This is a genomic window from Ensifer sp. Root31, assembly GCF_001424825.1.
Lineage (GTDB): Bacteria > Pseudomonadota > Alphaproteobacteria > Rhizobiales > Rhizobiaceae > Ensifer > Ensifer canadensis.
The window spans coordinates 85,298-111,568 of record NZ_LMCO01000065.1 but is presented as its reverse complement, the minus strand read 5'-3'; the positions used below and the strand labels follow the sequence as shown (position 1 = coordinate 111,568).

The 26,271-nt window shown below is 61.7% G+C and carries 26 protein-coding genes; 19 read left to right on the top strand and 7 right to left on the bottom strand.

Annotation, left to right across the window (positions count from 1 at the left end; all coding sequences use genetic code 11):
- The first annotated feature begins 5 nt into the window (after window positions 1-5).
- From ASD00_RS33520 to ugpC, 10 genes are all read left to right on the top strand, one after another.
- Entirely contained in the window at window positions 6-1,808 is a 1,803-nt protein-coding gene (locus ASD00_RS33520) for an aminopeptidase P family protein (RefSeq protein ID WP_025428619.1), read from the top strand.
- Window positions 1,809-2,034: 226 nt separating this feature from the next.
- Complete coding sequence (locus ASD00_RS33515; protein ID WP_038577837.1) at window positions 2,035-2,766, top strand: DeoR family transcriptional regulator; 732 nt, start codon at window positions 2,035-2,037, stop codon at window positions 2,764-2,766.
- A 178-nt stretch (window positions 2,767-2,944) separates the two neighbouring features.
- Entirely contained in the window at window positions 2,945-3,958 is a 1,014-nt protein-coding gene (gene deoC / locus ASD00_RS33510; protein ID WP_025428620.1) for a deoxyribose-phosphate aldolase, read from the top strand.
- Between the two features lie 5 nt (window positions 3,959-3,963).
- Entirely contained in the window at window positions 3,964-6,348 is a 2,385-nt protein-coding gene (locus ASD00_RS33505) for an aldehyde dehydrogenase family protein (protein WP_025428621.1), read from the top strand.
- Window positions 6,349-6,502: 154 nt separating this feature from the next.
- Entirely contained in the window at window positions 6,503-6,958 is a 456-nt protein-coding gene (locus tag ASD00_RS33500) for an RbsD/FucU family protein (protein WP_025428622.1), read from the top strand.
- Window positions 6,959-7,079: 121 nt separating this feature from the next.
- On the top strand, window positions 7,080-8,012 hold the full coding sequence (gene rbsK, locus ASD00_RS33495) for a ribokinase (RefSeq protein WP_025428623.1): 933 nt from the start codon (window positions 7,080-7,082) through the stop codon (window positions 8,010-8,012).
- On the top strand, window positions 8,009-8,887 hold the full coding sequence (locus ASD00_RS33490; protein WP_057211235.1) for a sugar ABC transporter permease: 879 nt from the start codon (window positions 8,009-8,011) through the stop codon (window positions 8,885-8,887). The genes rbsK and ASD00_RS33490 overlap by 4 nt, the downstream gene beginning before the upstream one ends.
- Complete coding sequence (locus tag ASD00_RS33485; RefSeq protein WP_057211233.1) at window positions 8,884-9,912, top strand: carbohydrate ABC transporter permease; 1,029 nt, start codon at window positions 8,884-8,886, stop codon at window positions 9,910-9,912. Before ASD00_RS33490 ends, ASD00_RS33485 begins: the two co-directional genes overlap by 4 nt.
- Before the next feature lie 41 nt (window positions 9,913-9,953).
- On the top strand, window positions 9,954-11,408 hold the full coding sequence (locus tag ASD00_RS33480; RefSeq protein WP_025428626.1) for an extracellular solute-binding protein: 1,455 nt from the start codon (window positions 9,954-9,956) through the stop codon (window positions 11,406-11,408).
- Window positions 11,409-11,647: 239 nt separating this feature from the next.
- Window positions 11,648-12,739, top strand: coding sequence for a sn-glycerol-3-phosphate ABC transporter ATP-binding protein UgpC (ugpC, locus tag ASD00_RS33475; protein ID WP_025428627.1), 1,092 nt, complete (start codon window positions 11,648-11,650; stop codon window positions 12,737-12,739).
- Between the two features lie 46 nt (window positions 12,740-12,785).
- On the opposite strand, the gene ASD00_RS33470 is transcribed toward ugpC, so the two are convergent.
- Genes ASD00_RS33470 through ASD00_RS33450 form a run of 5 tightly spaced genes read right to left on the bottom strand, consistent with a single transcriptional unit; the run spans window position 12,786 to window position 16,794 of the window.
- Window positions 12,786-13,292, bottom strand: a complete 507-nt coding sequence (locus ASD00_RS33470; RefSeq protein ID WP_025428628.1) for a GAF domain-containing protein — start codon at window positions 13,290-13,292, stop codon at window positions 12,786-12,788.
- A gap of 21 nt (window positions 13,293-13,313) precedes the next feature.
- Window positions 13,314-14,054, bottom strand: a complete 741-nt coding sequence (locus tag ASD00_RS33465) for an ABC transporter ATP-binding protein (RefSeq protein WP_025428629.1) — start codon at window positions 14,052-14,054, stop codon at window positions 13,314-13,316.
- On the bottom strand, window positions 14,051-14,884 hold the full coding sequence (locus ASD00_RS33460; RefSeq protein WP_025428630.1) for an ABC transporter ATP-binding protein: 834 nt from the start codon (window positions 14,882-14,884) through the stop codon (window positions 14,051-14,053). The genes ASD00_RS33465 and ASD00_RS33460 overlap by 4 nt, the downstream gene beginning before the upstream one ends.
- Window positions 14,884-15,789, bottom strand: coding sequence for an ABC transporter permease (locus ASD00_RS33455; protein ID WP_025428631.1), 906 nt, complete (start codon window positions 15,787-15,789; stop codon window positions 14,884-14,886). Before ASD00_RS33455 ends, ASD00_RS33460 begins: the two co-directional genes overlap by 1 nt.
- Window positions 15,790-15,801: 12 nt before the next feature.
- Window positions 15,802-16,794, bottom strand: a complete 993-nt coding sequence (locus ASD00_RS33450; RefSeq protein WP_038578191.1) for an ABC transporter permease — start codon at window positions 16,792-16,794, stop codon at window positions 15,802-15,804.
- 204 nt (window positions 16,795-16,998) lie between these two features.
- Here ASD00_RS33450 and ASD00_RS33445 point away from each other — a divergent pair, with 204 nt between their 5' ends.
- The 3 genes from ASD00_RS33445 to ASD00_RS33435 all read left to right on the top strand — a co-directional run bounded on the left by ASD00_RS33445 (window position 16,999) and on the right by ASD00_RS33435 (window position 19,860).
- Window positions 16,999-17,685: an XRE family transcriptional regulator gene (locus ASD00_RS33445; protein ID WP_025428633.1), complete on the top strand. Its 687-nt coding sequence runs from the start codon at window positions 16,999-17,001 to the stop codon at window positions 17,683-17,685.
- A gap of 10 nt (window positions 17,686-17,695) precedes the next feature.
- Window positions 17,696-19,285: an ABC transporter substrate-binding protein gene (locus tag ASD00_RS33440; protein ID WP_025428634.1), complete on the top strand. Its 1,590-nt coding sequence runs from the start codon at window positions 17,696-17,698 to the stop codon at window positions 19,283-19,285.
- 146 nt (window positions 19,286-19,431) lie between these two features.
- The gene (locus ASD00_RS33435) at window positions 19,432-19,860 is read left to right on the top strand and encodes an OsmC family protein (RefSeq protein ID WP_025428635.1); all 429 of its coding nucleotides are present in this window, start codon (window positions 19,432-19,434) and stop codon (window positions 19,858-19,860) included.
- A 44-nt stretch (window positions 19,861-19,904) separates the two neighbouring features.
- Here the strand turns inward: ASD00_RS33435 and ASD00_RS33430 are convergent, their stop codons facing one another.
- Together ASD00_RS33430 and ASD00_RS33425 are read right to left on the bottom strand one after the other, a co-directional pair.
- Complete coding sequence (locus tag ASD00_RS33430; RefSeq protein ID WP_038578194.1) at window positions 19,905-20,426, bottom strand: hypothetical protein; 522 nt, start codon at window positions 20,424-20,426, stop codon at window positions 19,905-19,907.
- A gap of 41 nt (window positions 20,427-20,467) precedes the next feature.
- The gene (locus tag ASD00_RS33425) at window positions 20,468-20,893 is read right to left on the bottom strand and encodes an Lrp/AsnC family transcriptional regulator (protein ID WP_025428636.1); all 426 of its coding nucleotides are present in this window, start codon (window positions 20,891-20,893) and stop codon (window positions 20,468-20,470) included.
- A gap of 124 nt (window positions 20,894-21,017) precedes the next feature.
- On the opposite strand from ASD00_RS33425, the gene ASD00_RS33420 reads away from it, so the two are divergent.
- The 6 genes from ASD00_RS33420 to ASD00_RS33395 all read left to right on the top strand — a co-directional run bounded on the left by ASD00_RS33420 (window position 21,018) and on the right by ASD00_RS33395 (window position 26,248).
- Window positions 21,018-22,070, top strand: coding sequence for an ornithine cyclodeaminase (locus ASD00_RS33420; protein WP_280115194.1), 1,053 nt, complete (start codon window positions 21,018-21,020; stop codon window positions 22,068-22,070).
- Window position 22,071: 1 nt separating this feature from the next.
- Entirely contained in the window at window positions 22,072-23,043 is a 972-nt protein-coding gene (locus tag ASD00_RS33415; protein WP_025428638.1) for an arginine deiminase-related protein, read from the top strand.
- Window positions 23,044-23,074: 31 nt separating this feature from the next.
- A complete protein-coding gene (locus ASD00_RS33410; RefSeq protein WP_025428639.1) occupies window positions 23,075-23,878 on the top strand; it encodes an arginine deiminase family protein in 804 nt (267 codons plus the stop codon).
- Between the two features lie 30 nt (window positions 23,879-23,908).
- On the top strand, window positions 23,909-24,709 hold the full coding sequence (locus tag ASD00_RS33405; protein WP_025428640.1) for a transporter substrate-binding domain-containing protein: 801 nt from the start codon (window positions 23,909-23,911) through the stop codon (window positions 24,707-24,709).
- Window positions 24,710-24,833: 124 nt separating this feature from the next.
- A complete protein-coding gene (locus ASD00_RS33400) occupies window positions 24,834-25,547 on the top strand; it encodes an ABC transporter permease subunit (protein WP_025428641.1) in 714 nt (237 codons plus the stop codon).
- A complete protein-coding gene (locus ASD00_RS33395; RefSeq protein ID WP_025428642.1) occupies window positions 25,547-26,248 on the top strand; it encodes an ABC transporter permease subunit in 702 nt (233 codons plus the stop codon). The genes ASD00_RS33400 and ASD00_RS33395 overlap by 1 nt, the downstream gene beginning before the upstream one ends.
- Window positions 26,249-26,271 lie beyond the last annotated feature (23 nt).

The following is a 26,271-nucleotide window of genomic DNA, read 5'->3' as shown; positions in this document are numbered from 1 at the left end:
ACCACATGACATCGAAAGACAGGCTGGAGGCTTCCGGCCGGATCGAGGCCCTGCGCCGCAAACTCGACGAGCAGGGGCTGGACGGCTACGTCGTCCCGCGGTTCGACGAACATCAGGGCGAGTATTGTGCGCCCCATGACAACAGGCTCGCTTTTGTCACCGGCTTCACCGGTTCTGCCGGCGTTGCGATCGTCATGCGCGACCGCGCGGCAATCTTCGTCGACGGTCGCTATCAGGTGCAGGTTCGCCAAGAGATTGATGCCGACAGCTTCGCCATCGAGCATTTCTACGACGCACCGCTCAAGGACTGGCTGCGGAAGAACCTGCGCAAGGGCGAACGCGTCGGCTTCAATTCGATGCTGCTGCCGTCGACCTGGGACATGGATTGCGGCCAATCGGTTGTCGCCGCTGGCGCCGAGTGGGTCGCCGTAACCGATGATCTCGTCGATGCGATCTGGTCGGACCAGCCCGAACGCCCGCTTGGCAACGTGATGGCCCTGTCGCGCGACTATGCCGGCGAAAGCGTCGCCGACAAGAAGCGCCGCATTGGCCAGATGCTGGCGGAGCAAGGCGCCGACGTGCTGATCGAGGCGCAGCCCGACAACATCGCCTGGTTCCTGAATGTTCGCGGCCGTGACATAGCGTTCAACCCAATGCCGCAATCCTTCATGATCGCCGACAGGGACGGCCGGGTCGAATGGCTCGTCGACCACCGCAAGCTGCCCAATGACCTCTCGGACTTCGAACTCGACGGCGTGACGATGTCCGAGCCGGAGGTGTTGCTCGACCGCGTCCGGACCGCTGCCGCCGGGCGGGTGGCGCTCGTCGATGCCGGCTTTGCCCCATCGGCGGTCGCCCATGCGACGCGCGAGGCTGGCGGCAGCGTGCGCCTTTTGCGCAGCCCGATCACGCTTGCCAAGATGCTGAAGAATCCCGTTGAACTCCAGGGCTTTCGCGATTGCCATCGCCATGATGGTGCTGCGTGGATCAGGTTCTTCGCATGGCTGGAGGCCAATGCGGCCAAGCGCGAGAAGGACGGGCGCCCGGTAACCGAACTGGAGGCGGAGGATCGTATTCTCGCCCTTCGGCAGATGGAGGAGACCTTCGTCGAGCCGAGCTTCCGCTCGATCTCGGCGGCCGCCGGCCATGCCGCCATGTGCCACTATGCGGCCAGCGCCAAGAGCGATGCGCCGATCACCTCGCAAGGCATCTATCTGCTCGATTCAGGTGGGCAGTATTTTACCGGCACGACGGACGCGACGCGCACGACCGCGATCGGAGCTGTCAGCGATGAAGTGCGCCGCACCTATACGGCGGTCCTCAAGGGGCTGATCTCCATGGTCTCGCTCAAATTCCCGAAGGGGACCTACGGCCATCACCTCGACGCCTTCGCGCGCCGGCCGCTTTGGGACCTCGGGCTCGACTATGATCATGGCACCGGTCACGGTGTCGGCCACTTCCTGTCGGTGCACGAGCAGCCGCAGCGTTTCGACCGGCGCGTCAACGAGATCGAATTGCGGCCGGGCATGGTGACGACCATCGAGCCTGGCTATTACAAGGCTGGGGAATACGGCATCCGCATCGAGAACCAGGTGGAAGTGATCGACGACGGCGATGGTTTCATGAGCTTCCGCAGCCTGACGTTGGTGCCGATCGATCTGCGGCTCGCGGATATCAGCCTGCTGAGCGAAACTGAGCGGCAGTGGATCGACACCTACCATTGGCGTGTAGCCAAGACCATGGAAGGGGTGTTCGATCCGGAGACCGCAGCGTGGCTGGCAGCGCGTACCGCGCCGATCGCCAGCTAGCCGAGCGAAAAGCGGCGGCGGGTTTCTTTGATCTACCGCCGTCGGCATTCTCAAAGCGACAATTTTCGACGACGGAGGCTTGCATTGCGGTCTCCGTCGTCTGCTTTTGCCGGGTCGTGTGAAGTTACTTGCCGAATAACGACACTTTGTGATAATTGTCACAAATTGTGTTCGGCCATCTCTGCTGTGATGTTTTGGCTCGAACGACCGGACAGACGGAACGATTATGGCCAGCCGCAAGACAGCCCGCATCATTCAACTCGCCGACGCGCTCTCCGGCCGTCGCGTTCTTCATCTGCGCGATGCCGCTGCCTTGCTCGGGGTTTCCGAGATGACCATCCGGCGGGATGTCGCCGATAATCCCGGGCAATTCACCTTCCTCGGCGGCCACATCGTGCCTGCGGGCGAGATCGATGGCGATATGCCCTATGAGCTGGCGCGCGAGGCCGACAGTCATGCAGCGGCAAAACGCGAGGCCTGTGTCCATGCGGCGCAGCACATTCGTCCGGACGAAACCATCTTTATCGATTGCGGTACGACGCTCGAGTATCTGGTCGATCTCATTCCGGACAATTATTCAATTACTGCAGTCTGTTACTCGTTAAATGTTGCTGACAGGCTGACGCGAAAACCCAATGTCCGCATCGTCATGCTCGGCGGTGTCTATCATCCGGCCTCGGCGTCGTTCTCGGGGAATTCTGGGCTGGAAACGCTCGATTTGCTTGGGATCAATGTCGCCTTTCTCTCGGCCGCAGGCGTGGACCCGGGACGTGGTGCAACCTGCGTGCATTTTCATGAGGTGGCGGTGAAGCAGAAGGTGATCTCGCTCGCGCGCGAAAGCCACCTCGTTGTCGACCTGAGCAAGATCGGCAAGCTGAAGCCCGCATTCTTTGCACCGATGAACGTCTTTCGTTCGGTGATCACCGAGGACGGCGACACGCGCATTCCGGTGATCTGAGACCTCGCCAAAAAATGGCAGCATTTCACCGAAACGCGATAGGTCGCTTGACACGTCGCGTTTCTGGTGGAATGCTAACAAAAATACGATAGAAAAATAACAAAATGAGAATCGCCGCCGACACGGGTAACAGCCGTGCTATCGTGCCGCGATGTCAGGGAGTTCGAGGAGCAATCGCTTGGAAGACCTTGCTGTGAAGAATGTGGCCGCGAAAGCCGTGGCACCTGTGGCCGCTGGCCATAACTGGCCGCGCAACGATGGCATGGAGCTTGATCTCGGCTGGGTTGTCGACCAGCGTGTCAACCTTTCGGCTGCCGAACGACGCGTCTCGACGCTGCCTGGTCGCCGGACGGTGAAGAAGGACGCGCAGGCCGCCTGGCTGCTGAAGGCCGTGACCTGCATCGACCTGACGACGCTCAACGGCGACGACACGACCGAACGCGTCAAGCGGCTCTGTGCCAAGGCGCGCCAGCCGGTTCGCCAGGACATTCTCGATGCGCTTGGCATGGGCAGTCGCGGTATCACCACCGGCGCCGTCTGCGTCTATCATCGTTTCGTTTCGACCGCCGTCGACGCGCTTGAAGGTTCGGGCATTCCGGTTGCCGCCGTCTCCACCGGTTTTCCTGCCGGCCTCATTCCGCATGACGTCAAGCTGCGCGAGATCGAGGCTTCGGTTGCCGATGGCGCCAAGGAAATCGACATCGTCATTACCCGCGAGCATGTGCTGACCGGCAATTGGCAGGCTCTCTATGACGAGATGCGCGACTTCCGCGCCGCCTGCGGCGATGCGCATGTCAAGGCGATCCTGGCGACCGGCGACCTGAAGACGCTGCGCAATGTGGCCCGCGCTTCGCTCGTCTGCATGATGGCGGGCGCCGATTTCATCAAGACCTCCACCGGCAAGGAAGGCGTCAACGCCACCCTTCTGGTGACGCTGGTGATGCTGCGCATGATCCGCGCCTATCAGGAACGCACCGGCATCAAGGTGGGCTACAAGCCGGCCGGCGGCATCTCGGCCGCCAAGGATATCCTCAACTACCAGTTCCTGATGAAGGACGAACTCGGTCGTGAGTGGCTGGAGCCGGACCTTTTCCGCGTCGGCGCATCGAGCCTCCTCGGCGATATCGAACGCCAGCTGGAGCATCACGTGACCGGCGCCTACTCGGCCCTCAACCGACACCCGATTGGATGATCCCGATGACAGTCGCAAGGTATTTTGACGAAATGTCCTATGGTCCCGCACCGGAAGCCGACACCGAAGCTCGCCAGTGGCTGGCGCGCCACAAAGGCGAGTTCGGCCACTTCATCAACGGTGCTTTTGTCGCGTCTTCCTCCGGCAAGGCCTTCGAAACCTTTGAACCCGCAACCGGCGCTCTTCTGGCAAAGGTCGCCCTGGGTAGCGCCAAGGACGTGGACGACGCGGTCGCGGCGGCACGAAAGGCGCAAGGGTCCTGGGCCAAGCTGCCGGGCCATGCACGTGCCCGCCACCTCTATGCCCTTGCCCGCATGATCCAGCGCCATGCGCGGTTGATCGCGGTGGTCGAGGCGATCGACAACGGCAAGCCGATCCGTGAAACGCGCGACATCGACATTCCGCTGGCCGCCCGCCACTTCTACCACCACGCCGGCTGGGCGCAGCTGCAGGAAACCGAGTTTGCCGATCAGGTGCCGGTTGGCGTCGTCGGTCAGGTCATCCCGTGGAATTTTCCGTTCCTGATGCTCGCCTGGAAGGTCGCGCCGGCCCTGGCGCTGGGCAACACGGTCATCCTCAAGCCGGCCGAGTTCACGCCGCTGACGGCCTTGCTTTTCGCGGAACTTGCCGCTGCAGCCGGACTGCCTGCCGGCGTGCTGAACGTCGTGACCGGCGAAGGCGAAACAGGCGCGCTGATCGTCGAGCATGCGGATATCGACAAGATCGCCTTCACCGGCTCGACGGAGGTCGGCCGCCTGATCCGCGAAAAGACGGCTGGTACCGGCAAATCGCTGACGCTTGAGCTCGGCGGCAAGTCGCCTTTCATTGTTTTTGACGACGCTGATATCGATGGCGCCGTTGAAGGTGTGGTAGACGCGATCTGGTTCAACCAGGGCCAGGTCTGCTGTGCCGGTTCCCGACTTCTGGTGCAGGAAGGCGTCGCTCCGCTCTTTTACGAGCGCCTGACGCGGCGCATGCAGACCCTGCGCGTCGGCCATCCGCTCGACAAGGCGATCGATATGGCGGCGATTGTTGCGCCGGTGCAGTTGCAGCGCATCGAGAGCCTGGTCGCCAAGGGCGTCGCCGAAGGCGCGAAGCTTCACCAGCCGAAGATCGAGCTGCCGAAGGGCGGCAGCTTCTATCCGCCGACCTTGCTCACCAACGTGCAGCCGACTTCGATCGTCGCGACCGAGGAAATCTTCGGACCCGTCGCCGTGTCGATGACCTTCCGCACGCCGGAGGAGGCAATCCAGCTCGCCAACCATTCGCGCTACGGCCTGGCCGCAAGCGTTTGGAGCGAAACGATCGGCCTGGCGCTGAACGTCGCAGCCAAGCTTGCGGCCGGCGTCGTCTGGGTCAATGCCACCAATCTCTTTGACGCTGCGGCCGGTTTTGGCGGCAAGCGTGAATCCGGCTTCGGCCGCGAGGGCGGCCGCGAAGGCTGCTACGAATATCTGAAGCCCAAGGCCTGGGTCGGTCGCAAGCTGCGTGCAGCACCGGCAGAACCGGTGTTGAAGCAGGCGTCCGGCGATTTCTCGCTGCCGTCGCTCGATCGCACGGCCAAGCTTTTCATCGGCGGCAAGCAGGCGCGCCCGGATGGCAACTATTCGCGCCCTGTCCTTTCGCCGAAGGGCAAAGTGCTCGGCGAGGTCGGTGAGGGCAACCGCAAGGATATCCGCAACGCCGTCGTTGCGGCGCATGCGGCCTCCGGCTGGGCGTCGGCGACGTCGCATAATCGTGCACAGATCCTCTATTACGTCGCCGAAAACCTGAGCGGCCGGGCGGATGAATTTGCAGACCGTATCGTCGCGATGACCGGCGCCTCGGCAGCCAACGCGAAGGCAGAGGTCGAGGCTTCGATCTCTCGGCTCTTCAGCTACGGCGCCTGGGCCGACAAATACGAGGGCGTGGTCCATCAGCCGCCGCTGCGCGGCGTCGCGCTTGCCATGCCCGAAGCGATCGGTGTCGTCGGTGTCGTCTGCCCGACGGAAGCGCCGCTGCTCGGCTTCATCAGTCTGGTGGCACCGTTGATCGCTACCGGCAACCGCGTCGTTGCGGTTCCAAGCGAACAGCACCCGTTGGCAGCGACGGACTTCTACTCGATCCTCGAGACGTCCGATGTTCCGGCGGGGGTCATCAACATCGTCACGGGCTCGGCGATGGAGCTGGCAAAAACGCTGGCAAGCCACAACGACGTCGACGCGCTCTGGGCCTTCGGCACGCAGGAGCTTTCGACAATGGTCGAAAAGCTCTCGGCAGGGAACCTGAAGCGGACCTTTGTCGACAATGGCAAGGCGACCGACTGGTTCGATCGCTCGGCTGCAGAAGGACAAGCCTATCTGCGCCGCGCCACCGACGTCAAAAACATCTGGATCCCTTACGGCGAGTAAGGGATCCCCATCTCGGGGCGGGGGGAGCCGGCTCGAGAATGCAGCGACTGCAACGTTGCATGGTTAGATTTGGGAGAGCGTGGCGCCGACATGGCGGCACGCAGTTTCACGCCACTCGGGAGCATGCGAGCGGGCGTCTGGAGGAGGGTTGTCTATGCTGAAAAATCTGGACCCGGCGCTCAATGCCGATGTTCTGCACGCGCTTCGTTCCATGGGGCACGGTGATACACTGGTCATCTCCGACACCAATTTCCCATCCGATGCGATCGCCAGGCAGACCACGCTCGGCAAGCTTTTGCGGATCGACAACGTATCTGCTGCACGCGCCGTGAAGGCGGTCCTGTCGGTATTGCCGCTCGACACGCCGTTGCAGCCTTCGGCCGGGCGCATGGAGATCATGGGGGCGCCGACGGAAATTCCCGGCGTGCAACAGGAGGTCCAGGCCGAAATCGACCGCGCCGAGGGCAAGCCTGCGCCGATGTACGGCATCGAACGCTTTGCGTTTTATGAGGAAGCCAAGAAGGCCTATTGCGTCATAACCACCGGCGAGACGCGCTTCTATGGCTGCTTCCTTTTCACCAAGGGCGTCATTCCACCGGAAACGGCCTAGCTGACCATACGTTAGCCTAAGCATCAGCCGCCTGAGCTGATCGTCGTAAGATCTTGAAGTTGTGAAATTTAGCTGGATCTCCGCTTCGTCCTTCGTCGCGGCCTGACCAGGGGAGGCAGGAATGAAGGTTGGTGTTTCGATCCTGGGGATCTTCGTGGCCGATACGGCCTATCTGGCGCGGCGCATGCCCGTTGTCGGCGAAACGATTACCGGCAGCGGCTTTTCGGTCGGGCCGGGTGGCAAGGGGTCGAACCAGGCCGTCGCCGCAGCGCGGGCGGGCAGTCAGGTTTCCTTCATCTCGAAAATCGGGCGCGATACCTTCGGCGAGATGGCGCTTCGTACCTATGCCGAGGCAGGCGTGACACCCAAGATCGTCCAGATGGACGACCTTCCGACCGGTGCGGCCTTCATCTACGTCAACGACCAGAATGGCGAGAACGCGATCATCGTCTATCCCGGTGCGGCCGGGTCGATCGGTATCGACGATGTCGAGGCGGCGCGAGAAACGATCGAAGGATCGCGCATCTTCGTCACGCAGCTGGAGCAGCCTGCGGCTGCCGCCCAGCGAGCGCTCGAAATCGCACATGCGGCAGGTGTCGTCACCGTCTTCAATCCGGCGCCGGCGGAACCCTTCCCGGATGCGATCTACCCGCTTTGCGATTACATCGTGCCGAACGAGACCGAAGCGGCAGCGCTGGTCGGATTTGCTCTTGCCACGGCCGACGATGCGCGGCGGGCAGGTGACGCCCTTCTGAAGAAGGGCGCAAAGTCCGCGTTGATCACTCTCGGCGAACGGGGCGTCCTTCTCCACAGTGAGAGCCAGTCCGTTTTCGTCCCGGCGATGGCAAGCGGCGCGGTTATCGACACGACCGGTGCGGGCGATGCCTTCGTCGGCGGGTTCTCGGCGGCACTGGCGCGGGGATTGGCCCCGGTTGAGGCAGCACGCTTCGGCTGCGCGACGGCCGGAATCTCGGTTACCCGCCGCGGCACAGCACCTGCCATGCCGACCCTTGCGGAGATAGAGGCTCTACTTGGGCGAGGGGCGGCCGCATGACCACGCGCAACGACCCGATCAAGCACTTTTTCATCTGGCCGGCTCTCATCATCGTCCTGGTGATTTCCATCTTTCCGTTGATCTATTCGCTGACCACCAGTTTCATGAGCATGCGTCTGGTGCCGCCGATGCCGGCGCGTTTCGTCGGTTTTGGCAACTATGCGGATCTCTTACAGAACCCACGCTTCTGGCATGTTGCGGGCACGACCACGCTGATCGCGTTCATCTCCGTCGGCCTGCAATATGTGATCGGCCTTTCCGTCGCGCTTGCGCTTAATTCCCGTGTGGCGGGCGAGGGCATCTTTCGCGTCAGCTTTCTATTGCCGATGCTGGTGGCCCCGGTTGCTGTGGCGCTGATCGCCCGTCAGGTTCTCAATCCGACGATGGGTCCGCTCAACGAGTTGATGAGTGCTCTCGGTTTTCCCAATTTGCCGTTCCTGACGCAGACGAGTTGGGCGCTCGGGTCGATTATCGCCGTCGAGGTCTGGCAATGGACGCCTTTTGTCATTCTGATGCTGCTGGCCGGGCTGCAGACGCTGCCCGATGACGTCTACGAGGCCGCGGCGCTGGAGAACGCGACACCCTGGCAACGGTTCCGCGACATCACCTTTCCGATGCTGCTGCCGATCTCTGTTGCTGTCGTCTTCATCCGGCTGATCGAAAGCTACAAGATTATCGACACGGTCTTCGTGATGACGGGCGGCGGGCCTGGAATCTCGACCGAAACGCTGACGCTCTTTGCCTATCAGGAGGGCTTCAAGAAATTCAATCTCGGCTACACCTCGGCGCTGTCGTTTCTGTTCCTGATCGTCATCACGGTGATCGGCCTCGTCTATCTCGCCATCCTCAAGCCGTATCTGGAGAAGCACAAATGAGCGTGCGCACCCTCAAGGGGAAACGTCGTTGGGCCGCGCTCGGCGGTTGCCTCATCTGGCTCGCCATTACTTTCTTCCCGCTCTATTGGGTCCTGATCACGTCGTTCAAGACGCCGATCGCCGTCGTCGGCGGGCCGACCTATCTGCCCTTCGTCGATTTCGAGCCGAGCCTCACGGCCTGGCGCGAACTTCTGTCCGGCCAGCGCGGCCAGTTCTACAACACCTTCCTGGCCTCGACGATCATCGGCCTTTCAGCGTCTATCCTCGCGACAGGCATCGGCGCGATGGCAGCTTATGCGCTGGTGCGCTTTACCTTCCGCTTCCGGCTGGCCTCCGCCCTAATCTTCGTCGTCATCGCCTTCGGCGGCTTCCTGCTCGGTCGCAATGTGCTCGGCTTCGGGCAGGGGATCTCGCTGATCTACGCCTTCATCGCCGCCTTGGCGCTGGCGGTGTTCTCAAGTCGCTTCCGGTTGCCGGGGCCTGAACTCGGCAACAACGACATCGTCTTCTGGTTCGTCAGCCAGCGCATGTTCCCGCCAATCGTTGCCGCCTTCGCGCTCTATCTGATGTACACCGAAATGGGCAAGCTCGGCTTCAAGCTGGTCGATAGCTATATCGGCCTGACCTTCGCCTATATCGCCTTCTCGCTGCCGATCGTCATCTGGCTGATGCGCGATTTCTTCGAAGCGCTGCCAGTCGAAGTCGAAGAGGCGGCCATGGTCGACAACGTTCCGTCCTGGCGGATTTTCTTCGGCATCGTTCTGCCGATGTCGAAGCCGGGGTTGATCGCGACATTCATGATCACGCTAGCCTTCGTCTGGAACGAGTTCCTGTTCGCGCTGTTCCTGACCAATTCGAGATGGCAGACGCTGCCGATCCTCGTGGCTGGTCAGAACAGCCAGCGCGGCGACGAGTGGTGGGCAATCTCCGCCGCCGCGCTGGTGGCGATCATTCCGATGATGGTCATGGCCGGGCTGTTGAGCCGGCTCATGCGCTCCGGTCTGCTGCTGGGGGCGATCAAATAACGACCTGTTTTTCGGCAAGAATTCATTCAAGGGAGGAAAGAATGAGGAAACTGCTACTGACATCAGCGTCGCTGGGTGTCCTTGCCATGGCAAGCACCGGCACGGCACTCGCCTGCGACCCCGATTATTCCGGCGTCGAACTGACGGCGACCACGCAGACCGGGCCTTATATCGCGTCCGCGCTGCAACTTGCGGCCAAGGGTTGGGAGGAAAAGACCTGCGGCAAGGTAAAGGTGGTCGAGTTTCCGTGGTCGGAACTCTATCCGAAAATCGTTACGTCGTTGACATCGGGCGAAGATGCCTTTGACGTCATCGCCTTTGCGCCGGCTTGGGCGCCGGACTTTACCGATTTCCTGTCGGAAATGCCCGCCGACATGCAGAAAGGCGCCGACTGGGAGGATATCGCACCGGTCTATCGCGAACAGTTGATGGTCTGGAACGGCAAGATCCTGTCACAGACGATGGATGGTGACGCCCATACTTACAGCTATCGTATCGACCTGTTCGAGAATGCCGACAACCAGAAGGCCTTCAAGGCGAAATACGGCTACGATCTGGCGCCGCCGAAGACCTGGAAGCAGTATCTCGACATCGCCGAATATTTCAACCAGCCCTCCAACAACCTGTGGGGAACGGCCGAAGCCTTCCGCCGCGGCGGCCAGCAGTTCTGGTTCCTCTTCAGCCACGTTGCCGGCTACACCAGCCATCCCGACAATCCAGGCGGCATGTTCTTCGATCCGGACACGATGGATGCGCAGGTCAACAATCCCGGCTGGGTCCGCGGCCTCGAGGAATATATCCGCGCCTCGAAGCTCGCTCCGCCGAATGCCCTGAACTTCTCTTTCGGCGAAGTGAACGCGGCGTTTGCCGGCGGCCAGGTTGCCGAGTCGATCGGCTGGGGCGATACCGGCGTTATCGGCGCCGACCCGAAGCAGTCGAAGGTGGCAGGCAATGTCGGCTCGGCGTCCTTGCCGGGTTCGGACGAGGTCTGGAACTACAAGACCAAGAAGTGGGACAAGTTCGACCACGTCGTGCAGACCTCCTTCATGGCGTTCGGCGGCTGGCAGGCGGCGGTACCCGCATCGTCGACCAAGCAGGAAGCGGCCTGGAACTACATTCAGTATCTGTCGAGCCCTGCCGTCTCCGGCCAGGCGGCGATCACCGGCGGTACCGGCGTCAATCCCTATCGCATCTCCCACACGACCAATGTCGATCTCTGGTCGAAGATCTTCTCCGAGCGTGAAGCCAAGGAGTACCTGGGCGCGCAGAAGGAGGCGGTGACCGCGAAGAACATCGCGCTCGACATGCGTTTGCCGGGCTATTTCTCCTACACCGAAGTGCTTGAAATCGAACTTTCCAAGGCACTTGCCGGCGAAGTCACACCGCAACAGGCGCTTGATAGCGTCGCTGAGCAGTGGAACAAGCTGACGGACGAATTCGGTCGTGACAAGCAGCTTGCTGCCTATCGCGCATCGATGGGCCTGCCACAGAAATAGGATGAGCCAGCGCCCGCTCCGAAGTGACCGGGGCGGGTTTCTCGATATCTGCGGCCGGGGCGCACCGTCCCGGTTGCAGCTACGCTACAGCGCCGCGCGTCAGATATGGCGCACTAAAGACGCTGTGGCGCTTGAAACCTGCTGCATAAAGTTCTCCTCAGATCGATGTCGATTTGAGGGATTATGCAGTATCCCGGTCGCTTTTCGCGCCGGCTATCGTCAGCAGAAAAGGCGTCAGCATGTCCCAGGTCCGGTTGGAGCAGATCACCAAGTCCTTCGGTAACATCACCGTCATCCCGCCGCTCGATCTTGAAATCGCCGACCGGGAGTTCGTCGTTCTCGTCGGGCCGTCCGGTTGCGGCAAGACGACCACCCTGCGCATGATTGCCGGCCTTGAGACGGCATCTTCGGGCACGGTGCGGATCGGCGAGCGTGACGTCACCGATTTACGCCCGGGCCTGCGCAATTGCTCGATGGTGTTCCAGAATTACGCGCTCTACCCGCATATGACGGTGGCCGAGAACATCGGCTACGGCATGAAGGTGCGGGGCACTTCGAAGGCCGACATCGAAAAATCCGTCGCCGAGGCGGCCCGTATTCTCAATCTCGGCGCCTACCTCAATCGCAAGCCGAGCGCCCTTTCCGGTGGCCAGCGCCAGCGCGTCGCCATCGGTCGCGCGATCGTCCGCCAGCCCGATGTTTTCCTGTTCGATGAGCCGCTGTCGAACCTCGACGCCAAGCTGCGCATTGAAATGCGCACGGAAATCAAGCTGTTGCATCGACGTCTTCAGACGACTGCCGTCTACGTGACCCACGATCAGGTCGAGGCCATGACCATGGCCGACCGCGTCGTCGTCATGAATCAGGGACGCATCGAACAGGCCGCCGATCCGATCACCCTCTACGAGGCGCCGAGCAATCTGTTCGTCGCGGCATTCATCGGCGCGCCGAGCATGAATTTCGTCGAGGGAACGCTCGAGCGCGGCGACGGCGGGCTATGGTTCAAGGCGGATGGTGGCATCGCAGCCAGGATACCAGACACACGAGCCGAGAAACTCGGCGCTTTCATCGGTCAGGCCGTCGTGCTTGGCATTCGCCCGGAGCACACGATGGCGTCGGACGTCGATGCGCCGAAGCTCTCCGTGCAGGTACGCGATATCGAGCCCCTGGGGCCGCACACACTGGCGCTCGGCAAGGTCGGTCAGGCAGCGTTCACCGCACAGATCCACGCGGCATCGCGGGTCAGGCCGGACGACACGATCGAGGTCCCGATCGAGACGCAGAAGATGCACTTCTTCCTGAAGCAGACCGGCATGGCGATCGGTCGCTGAGGCAAAGGCGTGGCCGAGGGCAATCGATGCCCCCGGCCACGACATGTCAGTTCTTGGCCGAGCGAGCGGCGGCGAGGAAAGCCAGCTTGGCCGGCAGTTCCAGATGCTTCGACAGGGCAACGCGCTCGGGCGTGTAATGATGTTCGACGTCGAGGCAGTTGACGGTTCCGAGCAGTTCGCCACCGACAACGACGGGGATGTTGGCGACCGATCCGCAGCCGAGTGCCCAGATCGTTTCGTGGTCGCCGAATACCTTGGAGATGTCGACAATCGTATTGGCGACGAAGGTCTGATGCGCCTTGTGCACGATGTCGAACCAGCTGTCGTAGCGGATCGGCTTGGTGCCGGAGGTCGGGTATTCCTCCGGATGCGAGGTATAGGCGCGACGGGCGACTTCGTTGACCATGTCGACGGTCATGATCGTGAAGAGCTTGGCGCCGATCACCTGGCGGCAAAGCGTCTGAAGCGCGCCCCATACGGCGTCCGCGTCGATGTCCTTGGCAATCGCCGCGTCGAATTCAGCCAACGCGGCAGCGATCTGTTCACTGTTCATCATAAGTCCTTGGAATGTTGATTAGTTCGCGTGCGCTGCGCTGATGTGCATCAGTTCGCGCGAATAGGGGTCCTTGAGGTCGCCACGCTTGAGGTCGGCGACATCGGCCACTTCGACGATGCGGCCCTGCCGCATCACTGCCAGCCGGTCGCAAAGGAAGGAAACGACTGGAAGGTTGTGGGTGACCATGAGGAAAGTCAGGTTCTGTTCCTGCCGCAAACGCTTGAGCAGGTTCAGGATTTCCGCCTGTACCGACACGTCGAGTGCCGAGGTAGGCTCGTCGAGCAACAGCACCTTCGGCTTCAGCATCAGTGCACGCGCAATGGCGACGCGCTGGCGCTGGCCGCCGGAGAGCTGGTGCGGAAAGCGGAAGCGGAATTTCCGGTCGAGGCCGACGGAGGACATCACTTCTTCAATACGCGCGCTGCGATTTCCGATGCCGTGAATGGTCAACGCTTCGCCGAGCGTGGCATCGACGGTCTTGCGCGGATGCAGCGAACCGTAGGGATCCTGAAACACCATCTGGCACTGACGGGAGAAGGCCCGGTCGATACCGTGGCTGCGCGGCTTGCCGAAGACGTTGATCTCTCCGGTCCACTCGGGAGCAAGGCCGGCGATTGCCTTCAGCACCGTCGACTTGCCCGAGCCGCTCTCGCCGACGAGCGCAAAGCTTTCGCCATCGGCAATCTCGAGATTGACGTCGTGCGTGATGTGCGCGTCGCCGTAGAAGATGTCGAGGTTCTTGAGGGAAAGCGCCGTCATTTCTTTGCCCATGCGCTGCGGTCGAGCACGGGAAGCTCGGTCCGGGTTTCGTCGAGACGCGGGATCGAAGCGATCAGACCACGGGTATAGGGGTGTTTGGCATTCATCAATTCGCCCGCCTTGCACTCTTCCACGACCTCGCCGGTGTTCATCACCAGGATCCGGTCGCAGTAGCTCGAAACAAGGTTGAGGTCGTGGCTGATGAAGATCAGGCCCATGCCCTTGCGCTTGACCAGTTCGTCGATGATGTCGAGGACCTGTGCCTGCACCGAGACGTCGAGCGCCGAAGTCGGTTCGTCGGCGATCAGGAGGTCGGGTTCCGGGATCAGCATCATTGCGATCATGACGCGCTGGCCCATGCCGCCGGAAACTTCGTGCGGGTAAAGTTTCGCAACGCGCTCCGGGTCGGCGATCCGGACCGATTCCAGCATGGTCAGAACGCGGTTGTTCACTTCGCGGCGCGGCATACGCTGATGCGTCAGCAAGGCCTCGGCGATCTGTTCGCCGATCGTCATCACCGGGTTCAGCGAGAACTTCGGGTCCTGCATCACCATCGAGATGCGGGCGCCGCGGATCGGGCGCATCTGCCGTTCGGAGCGTGTCAGCAGGTCGATGCCGTCGAAGGTCAGCTTGTCTGCCGTTACCCGGCCCGGTGCGCGCACCAGTTTCAGGATCGAGCGGCCGGTCATCGACTTTCCCGAACCGCTCTCGCCGACGATCCCAAGGCGTTCGCGGCCGAGCGTGAAGGAGAGGCCACGGACGACCTCAAGGTCGCCGCGCGGCGTCGGGAAGGTGACGCGCAGGTTTTCGATTTCGAGAAGCGGGTTCATCAGCGTTGCTCCCCGCTCTTCGGATCGAGCACATCGCGCAGACCGTCTCCAAGGAAGCAGAAGCCGAGGCTGACGAGGATGATGGCAAAGCCTGGCATGGTTGCCACCCACCACTGGTCGAGAATGAAGGAACGGCCGCGCGAGATCATCGCACCCCATTCGGGAAGCGGCGGCTGGGCGCCCAGCCCGATAAAGCCGAGGCCGGCTGCCGTCAGGATGATGCCGGCCATGTCCAGCGTGACGCGCACGATCATCGAAGAGGTGCAGAGCGGCAGGACGTGACCGAGATTGACCCGGAGGCTCGACGCACCGAGCAGCCGCACGGCCGAGATGAATTCCGAGTTCTTGAAGGTCATCGTCTCGGCACGGGCGACACGGGCGTAACCCGGCCAGGAGGTGATGGCGATGGCTATGATCGCATTTTCGATGCCGGGACCAAGCGCCGCGACAAAGGCAAGCGCCAGGATCAGCTTGGGCAGCGACAGGAAAATGTCGGTGATGCCCATGAGGATGCGATCGACCCAGCCGCCGAAATAGCCGGCGGCAACACCGATCACCAGGCCGGCGGGCGCTGCGAGCACCGCCACCAGCGTCACAATCGCCAGCGTGATGCGTGCACCGTAGACGACGCGCGACCAGATATCGCGGCCGAGTTCGTCGGTTCCCATCCAATGCTCGGCACTTGGCGGCAGCAGGCGCTCGCCGAGTGCCTGGCGAAGCGGATCATGCGTCGCGATCCAGGGTGCGAACAGTGCGGTCAACACGAGCACCAGGATGATGATCGCGCCGACCACGGCGAGCGGATTGTGCATCAGCGCGCCGAAAATCCGGTAGAACCTGCCAAGGCGCGCTTGCATCGGCGAGGCGGGGCTGTCGTCGATCAGCCAGTCGCGAAGTGTTGTCATGTCCGCTTCTCCCTAGCGCGCACGCGGATCGAGCACGCGATAGAGCACGTCCGATATCTTGTTGATGCCGATGAAGACCGCGCCGATCACCAGGGTCGAGCCGAGGACGGCCGCCATGTCGGCGTTGAGCAGGGCGACGGTCAGGTAGTTGCCGATGCCGGGCCACGAAAAGATCGTCTCGATCATCACGGAGCCTTCGAGCAGGCCGGCATAGGAAAGCCCTATGACGGTGATCAGCGGCACGCGGATCGGGCGGAAGGCATGGCGCCAGATCACGAGCCGTTCCGGAACGCCCTTGACCCGCGCCGTCGTCACATATTCCTGGCTCAACTGATCGAGCATGAAGGACCGTGTCATGCGGGCGATATAGGCAAGCGAGAAGAAGCCGAGGCAGGACGCCGGCAGGATGAGATGCCAGACCGCGTTGCGGAAGATCTCCCAGTCGCCGGCGATGATGCTGTCGACGAGGATAAGGCCGGTGATCGGGGTGACGACGCCGTCGTAGAAGATATCGACCCGACCAGGGCCGCCGACCCATTTCAGCTTCGCGTAGAAGACGGCGAGCCCGACGAGGCCGAGCCAGAAGGCCGGCACCGAATAACCGAGCAGGCCGACGACGCGGATGCCCTGATCGAGCCAGGAGCCGCGGCGGCTTGCGGCGACGACGCCGAGCGGCACGCCGATCAGTACGCCGAGGATGATGCCGAGCGTCGCCATCTCCAGCGTCGCCGGGAAGACCCGGGCGAGATCCTCGATCACCGGCTTGCCGGTTGATACTGCCGTGCCGAAGTTGCCGGTGACCACATCGCCGACATAGCTGACGAACTGGGCGGCCAGCGGTCGATCGAGACCCATTTCCTCGCGGACGCGCTCATAGACGGCGACGGGGGCACGGTCGCCGACGACGGCGAGCACTGGGTCGATCGGCACGATGCGGCCGATGAAGAAGGTGATTGCGAGCAGCCCGATGAAGGTCACGCCAAGCGTGACGAGAAAGCCAAGCAGCGAAAAAAGGCGCCGTCTGCCCGGGCTTTGTGCCCCGGCGCGGCGCGTCGGCGCGGGCGCTGTAGTCGTGTTGTTGTTTGCCACGTGGCGATTCCATCCCTCGTTCGCTTGCGGTCGCGGCTGTCGATAGCGCAAGAATTCGCTTGGAGTATATAAATAAGTTTGCTTAAATCAAAAAAATTTTACTGGTGAGGAGAATCCATTGTGACCGTGCCATCTGAGGATGCAGAGACCGCATCCGCCAGGGCCGCGACTGCGGGCCAGCCGCGGATCGGCGCGCTGTTGCGTGCGCGCCGGCGGCAGATGCATATGACGCTGCAGGCGCTGAGCGATGCTGCGGGGGTATCGGTTGGCTATCTCAGCCAGATCGAGCGCGATCTCGCCATGCCTTCCCTCGGCACGCTTGCGCAGATCGCCCAGGGGCTGAACGCCGAGCTCAACCACTTCATCCTGGCACCGGCGATCGATACCGGTCTGTCACGCGCCAGCGAGCGCATGGTCTTTTCCGTCGGCGGCTCGCCGGTGTCCTATGAGCGGATCGGTGCGGACTTTGCCGGGAACCAGCTATCCAGCTTCGTCATCACCATCCCCGCCGGACACCGCTCGGAGGTGTTCAGCCATGAGGGCGAGGAACTGGTGTACGTCCTGCAGGGCGAAATCCTGTTCGGTCTCGATGACGACGAGACCACACTTACCCCCGGCGACGGCCTGCATTTTCGGGGTATCCAGCCACACTACTGGTGGAACAAGACGGATCGGCCCGTCCGGCTGATCTGGACCGGCACCCTGCCTCTGTTCCGATCCCGTACACCCTTGCCCAACGAGACCGGTATGCCTCAGGCAACCCCCAAGCCGGCGACGACAACAAAAACCAAACCTCATCGAAAATAGGAGAGCGATGATGAGAATGTTCAAGGCCGCGGTTTTCGCGGCATCCCTTATGCTGAGCGTGGCTCCGGCAGCTTTGGCGGAGACCCCGGCCGAAGTGCTGGTGGTTGCCCAGAACATCGACGATATCGTCAGCATCGATCCGGCCGAAGCCTACGAGTTTTCGTCCGGCGAATATGTGACGCAGACCTATGACCGTTTGGTGCAATATGATGCGCCCGACGTCCTGAAGCTTTCGCCTGGTCTTGCCAGCGAATGGACCGCCGACGATGCGGCAAAGACGATCACCTTCACCCTGCGAGATGGCGTCACCTTCTCCTCCGGCAACCCGCTGCGTGGCGAAGATGTTGTCTACTCCTTCAAGCGCGTCGTCGCGCTCAACAAGGCGCCTGCCTTCATCCTGACGCAGCTCGGCTGGACACCTGAAAATATCGACAAGATGGTGACTGCCGACGGCAACAAGGTCACGATCAAGTATGAAGGCGACTTCTCGTCGGCGTTCGTACTCAACGTTCTGGCGGCACGTCCGGCCTCGGTCGTCGACGCGGAAGCCGTCAAGGCGAACGAAGCCGACGGCGACTACGGCAATGCCTGGCTCAAGGCGAACTCGGCCGGTTCCGGCCCGTTCGTGCTCAAGGCTTTCCGCGCCGGGGAACTTCTGAACCTGCAGAGCAACCCGAACTATTTCGCCGGCGCTCCGGCCATCAAGGGCGTGATCATCCGTCACGTTGCGGAAGCCGCAACCCAGCAGCTGATGCTTGAAACCGGCGACGTCGACATGGCGAAGAACCTGACGCCCGACCAGGTCGCAAGCCTTGGGGCCAAGAGCGGCATGAAGGTCGAATCCTACCCACAGGCGGCCGTCCACTTCCTGTCGTTCAACCAGAAGGCCGCAGCCCTGCAGCCGCCAGCCGTCTGGGAAGCAGCCCGTTATCTCGTCGACTACAAGGGCATGACTGACAGCTTCCTGAAGGGCCAGATGGAGGTCCACCAGGCCTTCTGGCCGAAGGGCTTCCCGGGCTCGCTCGACGAAACGCCTTATACCTACGATGTCGAAAAGGCGAAGAAGATCCTTGCCGATGCCGGCATCCAGACGCCGATCAAGGTGACGCTCGATGTTATCAACTCGACGCCGTTCACCGACATGGCACAGTCGCTGCAGGCTTCCTTCGCCGAAGCCGGCATCAACTTCGACATCATCCCGGGAACCGGCAGCCAGGTCATCACCAAATACCGTGCCCGTACGCATGAGGCCATGCTGCTCTATTGGGGCCCTGATTTCATGGACCCGCACTCGAACGCCAAGGCCTTCGCCTATAACGAAGACAATGCGGACGACAAGTATCAGTCGACGACCACATGGCGTAACGGCTGGGCAGTCCCGGCAGAGCTCAACGAAGCGACGAAAGCTGCGTTGAAGGAAGCCGATCCGGCCAAGCGTTCGGCGCTCTATGTCGACCTGCAGCGCAAGGTGCAGGAAACGTCACCGATCGTGATCATGTTCCAGGCCGCAACTCAGGTTGCGATGAAGGACAAGGTCGAAGGTTACGTCAACGGCGCTACCTCCGACTTCGTCTTCTACCGCCTCGTCAAAAAGAACTGATTCCTGTGCGCGCTCACTTGCACCTGCAACTGAGCGCGGACATATCAGAGCCGCGGGCCACTTGTGACCCGCGGCACCACGGCCGAATCGGGACTTCTGCGTAGTGGCTGAACCCGATTCTGCGAACATTGGAGAAGGCGAGTAAAATGGCAGACGTGAAGGTAAGGACGCGAGAAACAGGCGCCACGGCAGTGGTGGGCAGGACCGGCTTTCCGCACGTGACTTCGGTTACCGGCGGCGAACTGGATATCGTGACGGGCCCGTCGCAGCCGGGCTACGGACCGCTTGACCTGCTCTATGCTTCGCTCGCCAGCTGCCTGGTATTGAGCGCCCGCATTGCCGCCAGCCGTTTTGGCGTCCTCGACCGGTTGACCGAAGTCAGCGCCAGGGTGACGGGCGAGAAGGCCCATGACGAACCGTCACGGATCGGGAAATTCGAGATCGTCTTCGACATCAAAGGCGATTTTGACGACGCGACCCGGCATGCCATTGCCGAGGCTGCCGAAAATGAAATCTGCACCGTCAGCAACACCTTGCGCGGCAACCCGGAATTTGTGACCCGATACGCAGATTGACCCTCTTTGTATGAGTGGCCCGACCGTCTCGGGCCACGGCCCGCTCAATCCATGAACGGCGCCAATTCCCTATCGAATTCGACTTCGACCACGTTGTTGAACAGCGCGGTTGCGACCATGATCCCCGCAAATGCCACGAGGTTGACGAGCGCCGCATTGTCATAGCGCGCTTTCAACCCGTCCCAGATCTCTGCCGGCACCGCATTCGAATTGGCGACGATCGCCCGGCCGAAATCGATCAGCCGCTGTTCGTCCTCGGTCGGCACGAGGGAATGGAAGTCGGCGCCGGAATTGGCGAAGGCGCGGCGGAAAAAGCCCATCGCGATCGGCGATTTCATCGCCTCGGAGATTGCATGCGAGAGCAGCCAGATCGCCCGGTCGTCGAGAACAGGCCGCAACTCCTCCCGCAGCGTGAACCACTCGGCATAGATCCGGTGCGCCGTCGGCGAATGCAAGAGGGTACGCTTCATATTGGTCATGCGGCCACGGACTTGGACCTCCTCGTCGTGGGCGGCACGGATAGCGTCGGAAGCGGTGTCGTAATCGATCTGGGGAATGTGGCTCACGGTCATGCCTGTATTGGTGATGGCGGGGGGACGCGCAGATGTCAGATGGTGCTGAGAAGTATGCTCGTCTCGCTGTTGAGCACGCCTTCGACGTCGCGGACCTCGCGCAGGATGCGGTCGAAGTCGCTGAGGCTGTTGGCGCGAATTTCGGCCACCATGTCCCAGGCGCCATTGGTGGTGTGGAGAGCATAGAGTTCGGGCAGGCCGCGAAGGAATTTGATCACCTTTGTGGTCGTGCGCCCGCTGACCTCGATCATCATGATTGCTCGAATGGCGCGCTGGTCATAGTCCTGGCGGACGCGCAATGTGAAGCCCAGCACCGCCCCGGTTTCCAGCAGCCGGTCGATGCGCGTCTGTACGGTTGCACGCGATATGCCGAGAACCGAGGCGACCTTGGAGTAGGGCGCGCGGCCGTCTTCTCGCAGAAGCGAGATAAGCTGGTGATCGAGGTCATCGAAGATATGCATAAAAATCTTATAGATGAGTTGTACAATTTGCGCAATCTTTTGCAAGATTTTGCGCAAGTTTAAAATTTCAACTCGCTTCTTGCGTGCCTACGCTGACCTCATCGAATTTCCCGATGGAGATGAAATCGTGGTTCAGTATGTCGGTGTCGGCAACGTAATCGAGCTGGTCAAATCGATCGGCATTGAAACGTTCCTGTTGGGTCTTACGGAATATATCGAAGACGATTTCCGCAGGTGGAACGCTTTTGAGAAAACCCCGCGGCTGGCGAGCCATTCGAAGACGGGGGTCATCGAATTGATGCCGACGTCCGACGGCGAGCATTACGGCTTCAAATACGTCAACGGCCACCCGAAGAATCCGAATGTTGGCTTGCAGACTGTGACGGCCTTCGGTGTTCTCTCGGACGTCAGCACTGGTTATCCCTGCCTCGTCTCCGAGATGACGATCATGACGGGTCTGCGCACGGCGGCGACCTCTGCATTGGCCGCAAAGTACCTGGCTCGCCCCGATGCCCGCTCGATGGCGATCATCGGGCTTGGCGCGCAGTCGGAATTCCAGGCGCTCGCCTTCCGGGCCCTGCTCGGGATCAAGCGCCTGCAGGTGTTCGATATCGACATCGAAGCGGCGGACAAGTTCCTGAAGAACCTCGCCGACATGGATTTCGATATCGTTGTCGCCAAGACCGCAGAAGAGGCCGTTGCTGGCGCCGACATCATCACGACGGTGACGGCCGACAAGCGCAACGCGACGATCCTCTCCGACAATATGGTCGGCGCCGGCGTGCACATCAACGCCGTAGGGGGCGACTGCCCCGGCAAGACCGAACTGCAGGGCGATATCCTGCGCCGTGCCGATGTCTTCGTCGAATATCCGGAGCAGACGCGGATCGAAGGAGAAATCCAGCAGATGGCGCCGGACTTCCCGGTGATCGAACTCTGGCGCGTGATTGCCGGCGAGGCTGAAGGCCGCCGGTCGGGCTCGCAGATCACCATCTTTGATTCCGTCGGCTTTGCCACGGAAGACTTTTCGGCGCTGCGCTTCCTTCGTGACAGGATCCAGGGCACGGCCTTCTACACCGAGCTCGACCTGACGACGCAGCCGGAGCATCCGCGTGATCTCTACGGACTGTTCAAGCAGCCGGCGGCCGCTGTCATTGCCGAGCGGAGCGTTGCCTGAGATGAAGAGACTGTCCGTACAGGCGCCGAAGGGTGTCGTGATGATCCGTCCGCACCATTTCGGCCCGAACCCGATGACGGCCAAGGACAATGCCTTCCAGTCGACTGACGAGGCGCGCAAGCCCTCGGCGATCGCAACTGCCGCTTTTGATGAAGTGACGCGCATGGCTGATGGCCTGTCGGCCGCCGGCGTCGCCGTCCACCTGTTCGAAGACGAGACGATGACCCGTCCGGACTCGGTGTTCCCGAACAACTGGTTCTCCACCCATTCGGGCGGACATGTGGCCATCTATCCGATGTATTCGGAAAGCCGTCAGAGCGAACGCCGCGCCGACATCATCGAGATGCTCAAGAACGAGTATCGCGTCCAGGACGTGATCGACTACTCAGGCCTCGAAAAGGACGGCGTCTATCTTGAAGGCACCGGCGCCATGGTGCTCGACCATATCGGTCGCGTGGCCTATGCGGCCCGGTCGAACCGCACCAACGAGGTGGCGCTGGAGCGCTTCTGCACCCACTTCAACTTCGAGCCGATGGTGTTTGGTGCGGTCGACCGCAACGGCAACTCGATCTACCATACCAATGTGCTGATGTGCATCGGTACGGATTTCGCGCTGATCGGCACCAGCATGATCCCCGACGCGGCAAGGCGACAGGAAATTTGCGCGCGGCTGGAGGAAACGGGCCGGCAGGTCATCGATCTCACGATCGATCAGATCGAGAATTTTGCCGGCAACGCGATCGAACTCGACGGCGCCGATGGCCGTGTCGTCGTGATGTCGGCGCGTGCGCTTGCGTCGCTTCGGCCGGACCAGGTCAAGGCGATCGAGGTTTCGGCGCGCGTGCTCGCCTTCGACGTGCCGACCATCGAGCTTGCCGGCGGCTCCGTGCGCTGCATGCTCGCCGGCGTGCATTTGTCACGCAGAGAACCCGCCGGTACGCAAAAGCTTTACGCCGCCACATCCGATCGATAGAAGCACCTCATCCAAGCCAAAGGTACTACAAATGTCGCAAGCACGCCCCGTCTACAATTTCAACAACATCATCGTCCGCACGCCCTCGACCACCGTCGTCAACGGCCTGCGTGCCGATGACCGTGGCAATCCGACCTATGAGGGCGTGAAGGCCGAGCACGATACCTACATCGCTGCGATGAAGGATGCGGGCGTCAAGGTCACCGTGCTTCCGGCGCTCGAAGCCTTCCCGGATTCGATCTTCGTCGAAGATCCGGCGCTGGTGTTCACCGAAGGCGCGATCCTCCTGCGTCCGGGTGCTGCCACCCGCGTCAAGGAAACCATCGAGATCGAGCCGACGCTTCGCGCGATGTTCGAGACGGTTCTCGATCTGCCGGGCACCGGCCTTGCCGATGGCGGCGACGTGCTGACGACCCGCGAAAGCGTGATGATCGGTCTTTCCGCCCGCACCGACAAGGTCGGCGCCGAAGCGCTGCAGGCGTGCCTCGACAAGCTCGGCCGCAAGAGCGAGATCGTCACCACACCGGAAGGCGTATTGCACTTCAAGACCGATTGCTCGCTGCTCGATGAGGAAACCGTGCTCTCGACCGCTCGTCTTGCCAAGTCCGGCGTGTTCGACCGCTTCAAGCAGGTCATTATTCCCGAAGGCGAAGAGCCGGCGGCCAATGCGCTGCGCGTCAACGACGTCGTCATGGTTGGCTCCGACTTCCCGCGCACGATCGAGATGCTCGACAAGCTCGGCTACAAGGTCGTGCCGATGAAGACGACTGAAATCGGCAAGATCGACGCCGGCCTGTCCTGCATGTCGCTGCGCTGGTTCAGCAACACGCTCTGATCCAGACATAATATTCGCGGAGGAAACATCATGAGAACTTTCAAGTCGGCCCTGTTCGCGGGGATCGCCCTCACCATGGCGGCAAGCGCTGCTTTCGCTGAGGACACGCTGCGTCTGGGCATGACGCCCGAGCCCTACATGCCGTTCACGCAGGTCAACGCCGGCGGCGAATGGGAAGGCCTTGAAGCCGACCTGTCGCGTGCCCTCTGCGAAAAGATGGCCGTGAAGTGCGACATCAACCAGATGGCGTGGGATGGCCTCATCCCGTCGCTGAAGGAAAACAAGGTCGATTTCATCATCGGTGCGTTCTCGATCACCGATGAGCGCCGCAAGGTCGTCGACTTCTCGACGCCTTACTACACCGAAGGCACGTCCTTCGTCGGCGCCAAGTCCGACACCAGCGAGATCAAGACGACCGACGCCGCCGACGGCGGTGGCCAGATCATCGATCCGGCCAGCGTCGAGGGCAAGATCATCGGCGTTCAGACGTCGAGCGTGCAATCGGCCTACGTCGCCAAGTATCTGCCGGGCGCCGAGGCCAAGAGCTACGATACCGCCGACAACTCCGTCGCCGATCTCGTCGCCGGCCGCGTCGACTACGTTCTGATCCCGGACCTCTACATCCAGACGTTCCTGAAGTCGCCTGACGGCGCCGACTACGAAGTCAAGGTCGAGGTTCCCAAGAACGCCGTACTCGGCGAAGGTGTTGCCTATGCGGTGCGCAAGGGCGACGCTGCGAACCTCGAGAAGGTCAATGCCGGCCTCGCCGCTCTCGAAAAGGATGGGCAGATCAAGACGCTCGTCGACAAGTGGATCTTCGGCAAGAAGTGATAACGGACGTTTTCGAGGGCGACGGGCCGAGGCCCTTCGCCCTCGATCGCCAAACGGACCGCAGCGTCCGGGGCATCATCGCAGCCTTTGGCTGACGACACCAATCGGGAACAGGTAGCGACGGATGGAGTATTACTGGCAATTGCTTGCCTGGGGCGGCGAGGGCTGGGGCGATGATTTCGCCTGGGGCCTGGTGATGACGCTGCAGGTATCCGTGGTCGCCTATGCAGTCGCGGTCGTCTTCGGGCTGCTGGGCGCTGCCGGCAAGCTGTCGAAGCACCGCTTGCCACGTCTTCTGGCCGATATCTACACGACCGTCGTGCGTTCGCTTCCCGAACTCCTGGTTATCCTGCTTCTGTATTTCTCGGTGGCAAGCGGCGCTGAGCGGCTGCTGAAGCATTTTGGTCTCGTCGCCGAGACGTTTCAGTTCAGCTCGTTCTGGGCGGCAATCATCGCGCTTGCCTTCGTCTCCGGCGCGTTCATGACAGAAGTGCTGCGTTCGGCCTTCCTCGCCGTTCCGCCCGGGCAGATCGAGGCTGCGGTTTCGATCGGCATGCGGCCACGCAAGGTCTTCACCCGTATCGTGCTGCCGCAGATGATGCGCCACGCCGTGCCCGGCATGGGCAATCTCTGGCTTTCCATCACCAAGGAAAGCGCCATCATCAGCGTGCTCGGCTCGTTCAGCGAGTTGCTCTATACCGGCTACCGCGCTGCCGCGGGCACCAAGCAATACATTTTCTTCTACGGGCTGACGGCCGTCCTGTTCCTGCTGATTACGCTTGTCTCAGCCTTGGTGATCGCGCAGATCGAACGCCGCCTTAACCGGGGGCACAATTGATGGAAACGATCTCCAACGTTGTCGGCTTCTTGCCGGCGCTCATCAAGGCGACCCCGCTGACGCTGCTGTTGACCGCCGTTGCCGGCGTCTTCGGTCTGGTCATAGGCACGTTTGTCGCGCTCGCCCGGCTTTCGACCCGACGCATCCTATCGATGCCGGCCTATGTCTTCACCTTCGCGTTTCGCGGTACGCCGCTACTCGTGCAGATTTATCTCATCTATTACGGCCTCGGGCAGGTCCTGCCGGGAACCTGGGTTCGCCACAGCTTCCTGTGGCCGTATCTTCGCGACGGCCTGTGGTACGCGATCTTCGCGCTCAGCCTCAACCAGGCGGCCTACAATGCCGAAGTCATCCGCGGCGCGATCAAGGCGATCCCGCGTGGGCAGATCGAGGCCGCAAAATCGATCGGCATGCGATCGTCGATGATACTCAGGCGGATCACGCTGCCGCAGGCGCTGCGATCCTGCTTGCCGGTTCTGACGGGCGATCTGATCATCCTTTTGAAGACGACCTCGCTCGCCTCGACGATCACCATTCTCGAGGTGATGGGCACCGCGCGCATGCTGCAGCGTCAGTCGCTGTTGATCTTCGAGCCGTTGATCGCGGCCGGCATCATCTATTTCACCGTCGTCTTCATTCTGACGCGAGTGATGAACGTCGTCGAAAAGCGGCTGACCCGCTACCGCACGGCGAAGGCATAGGTACACGGCGCGCAGAGGCGCCA

Excerpts from the sequence above, each read along its gene's own strand:
- ASD00_RS33520 (WP_025428619.1), top strand. The coding sequence starts at position 6 with ATGACATCGAAAGACAGGCTGGAGGCTTCCGGCCGGATCGAGGCCCTG.
- ASD00_RS33515 (WP_038577837.1), top strand. The coding sequence starts at position 2,035 with ATGGCCAGCCGCAAGACAGCCCGCATCATTCAACTCGCCGACGCGCTC.
- ASD00_RS33505 (WP_025428621.1), top strand. The coding sequence starts at position 3,964 with ATGACAGTCGCAAGGTATTTTGACGAAATGTCCTATGGTCCCGCACCG.
- ASD00_RS33500 (WP_025428622.1), top strand. The coding sequence starts at position 6,503 with ATGCTGAAAAATCTGGACCCGGCGCTCAATGCCGATGTTCTGCACGCG.
- rbsK (WP_025428623.1), top strand. The coding sequence starts at position 7,080 with ATGAAGGTTGGTGTTTCGATCCTGGGGATCTTCGTGGCCGATACGGCC.
- ASD00_RS33490 (WP_057211235.1), top strand. The coding sequence starts at position 8,009 with ATGACCACGCGCAACGACCCGATCAAGCACTTTTTCATCTGGCCGGCT.
- ASD00_RS33485 (WP_057211233.1), top strand. The coding sequence starts at position 8,884 with ATGAGCGTGCGCACCCTCAAGGGGAAACGTCGTTGGGCCGCGCTCGGC.
- ASD00_RS33480 (WP_025428626.1), top strand. The coding sequence starts at position 9,954 with ATGAGGAAACTGCTACTGACATCAGCGTCGCTGGGTGTCCTTGCCATG.
- ugpC (WP_025428627.1), top strand. The coding sequence starts at position 11,648 with ATGTCCCAGGTCCGGTTGGAGCAGATCACCAAGTCCTTCGGTAACATC.
- ASD00_RS33470 (WP_025428628.1), bottom strand. The coding sequence starts at position 13,292 with ATGAACAGTGAACAGATCGCTGCCGCGTTGGCTGAATTCGACGCGGCG.
- ASD00_RS33465 (WP_025428629.1), bottom strand. The coding sequence starts at position 14,054 with ATGACGGCGCTTTCCCTCAAGAACCTCGACATCTTCTACGGCGACGCG.
- ASD00_RS33460 (WP_025428630.1), bottom strand. The coding sequence starts at position 14,884 with ATGAACCCGCTTCTCGAAATCGAAAACCTGCGCGTCACCTTCCCGACG.
- ASD00_RS33455 (WP_025428631.1), bottom strand. The coding sequence starts at position 15,789 with ATGACAACACTTCGCGACTGGCTGATCGACGACAGCCCCGCCTCGCCG.
- ASD00_RS33440 (WP_025428634.1), top strand. The coding sequence starts at position 17,696 with ATGAGAATGTTCAAGGCCGCGGTTTTCGCGGCATCCCTTATGCTGAGC.
- ASD00_RS33435 (WP_025428635.1), top strand. The coding sequence starts at position 19,432 with ATGGCAGACGTGAAGGTAAGGACGCGAGAAACAGGCGCCACGGCAGTG.
- ASD00_RS33425 (WP_025428636.1), bottom strand. The coding sequence starts at position 20,893 with ATGCATATCTTCGATGACCTCGATCACCAGCTTATCTCGCTTCTGCGA.
- ASD00_RS33415 (WP_025428638.1), top strand. The coding sequence starts at position 22,072 with ATGAAGAGACTGTCCGTACAGGCGCCGAAGGGTGTCGTGATGATCCGT.
- ASD00_RS33410 (WP_025428639.1), top strand. The coding sequence starts at position 23,075 with ATGTCGCAAGCACGCCCCGTCTACAATTTCAACAACATCATCGTCCGC.
- ASD00_RS33405 (WP_025428640.1), top strand. The coding sequence starts at position 23,909 with ATGAGAACTTTCAAGTCGGCCCTGTTCGCGGGGATCGCCCTCACCATG.
- ASD00_RS33400 (WP_025428641.1), top strand. The coding sequence starts at position 24,834 with ATGGAGTATTACTGGCAATTGCTTGCCTGGGGCGGCGAGGGCTGGGGC.
- ASD00_RS33395 (WP_025428642.1), top strand. The coding sequence starts at position 25,547 with ATGGAAACGATCTCCAACGTTGTCGGCTTCTTGCCGGCGCTCATCAAG.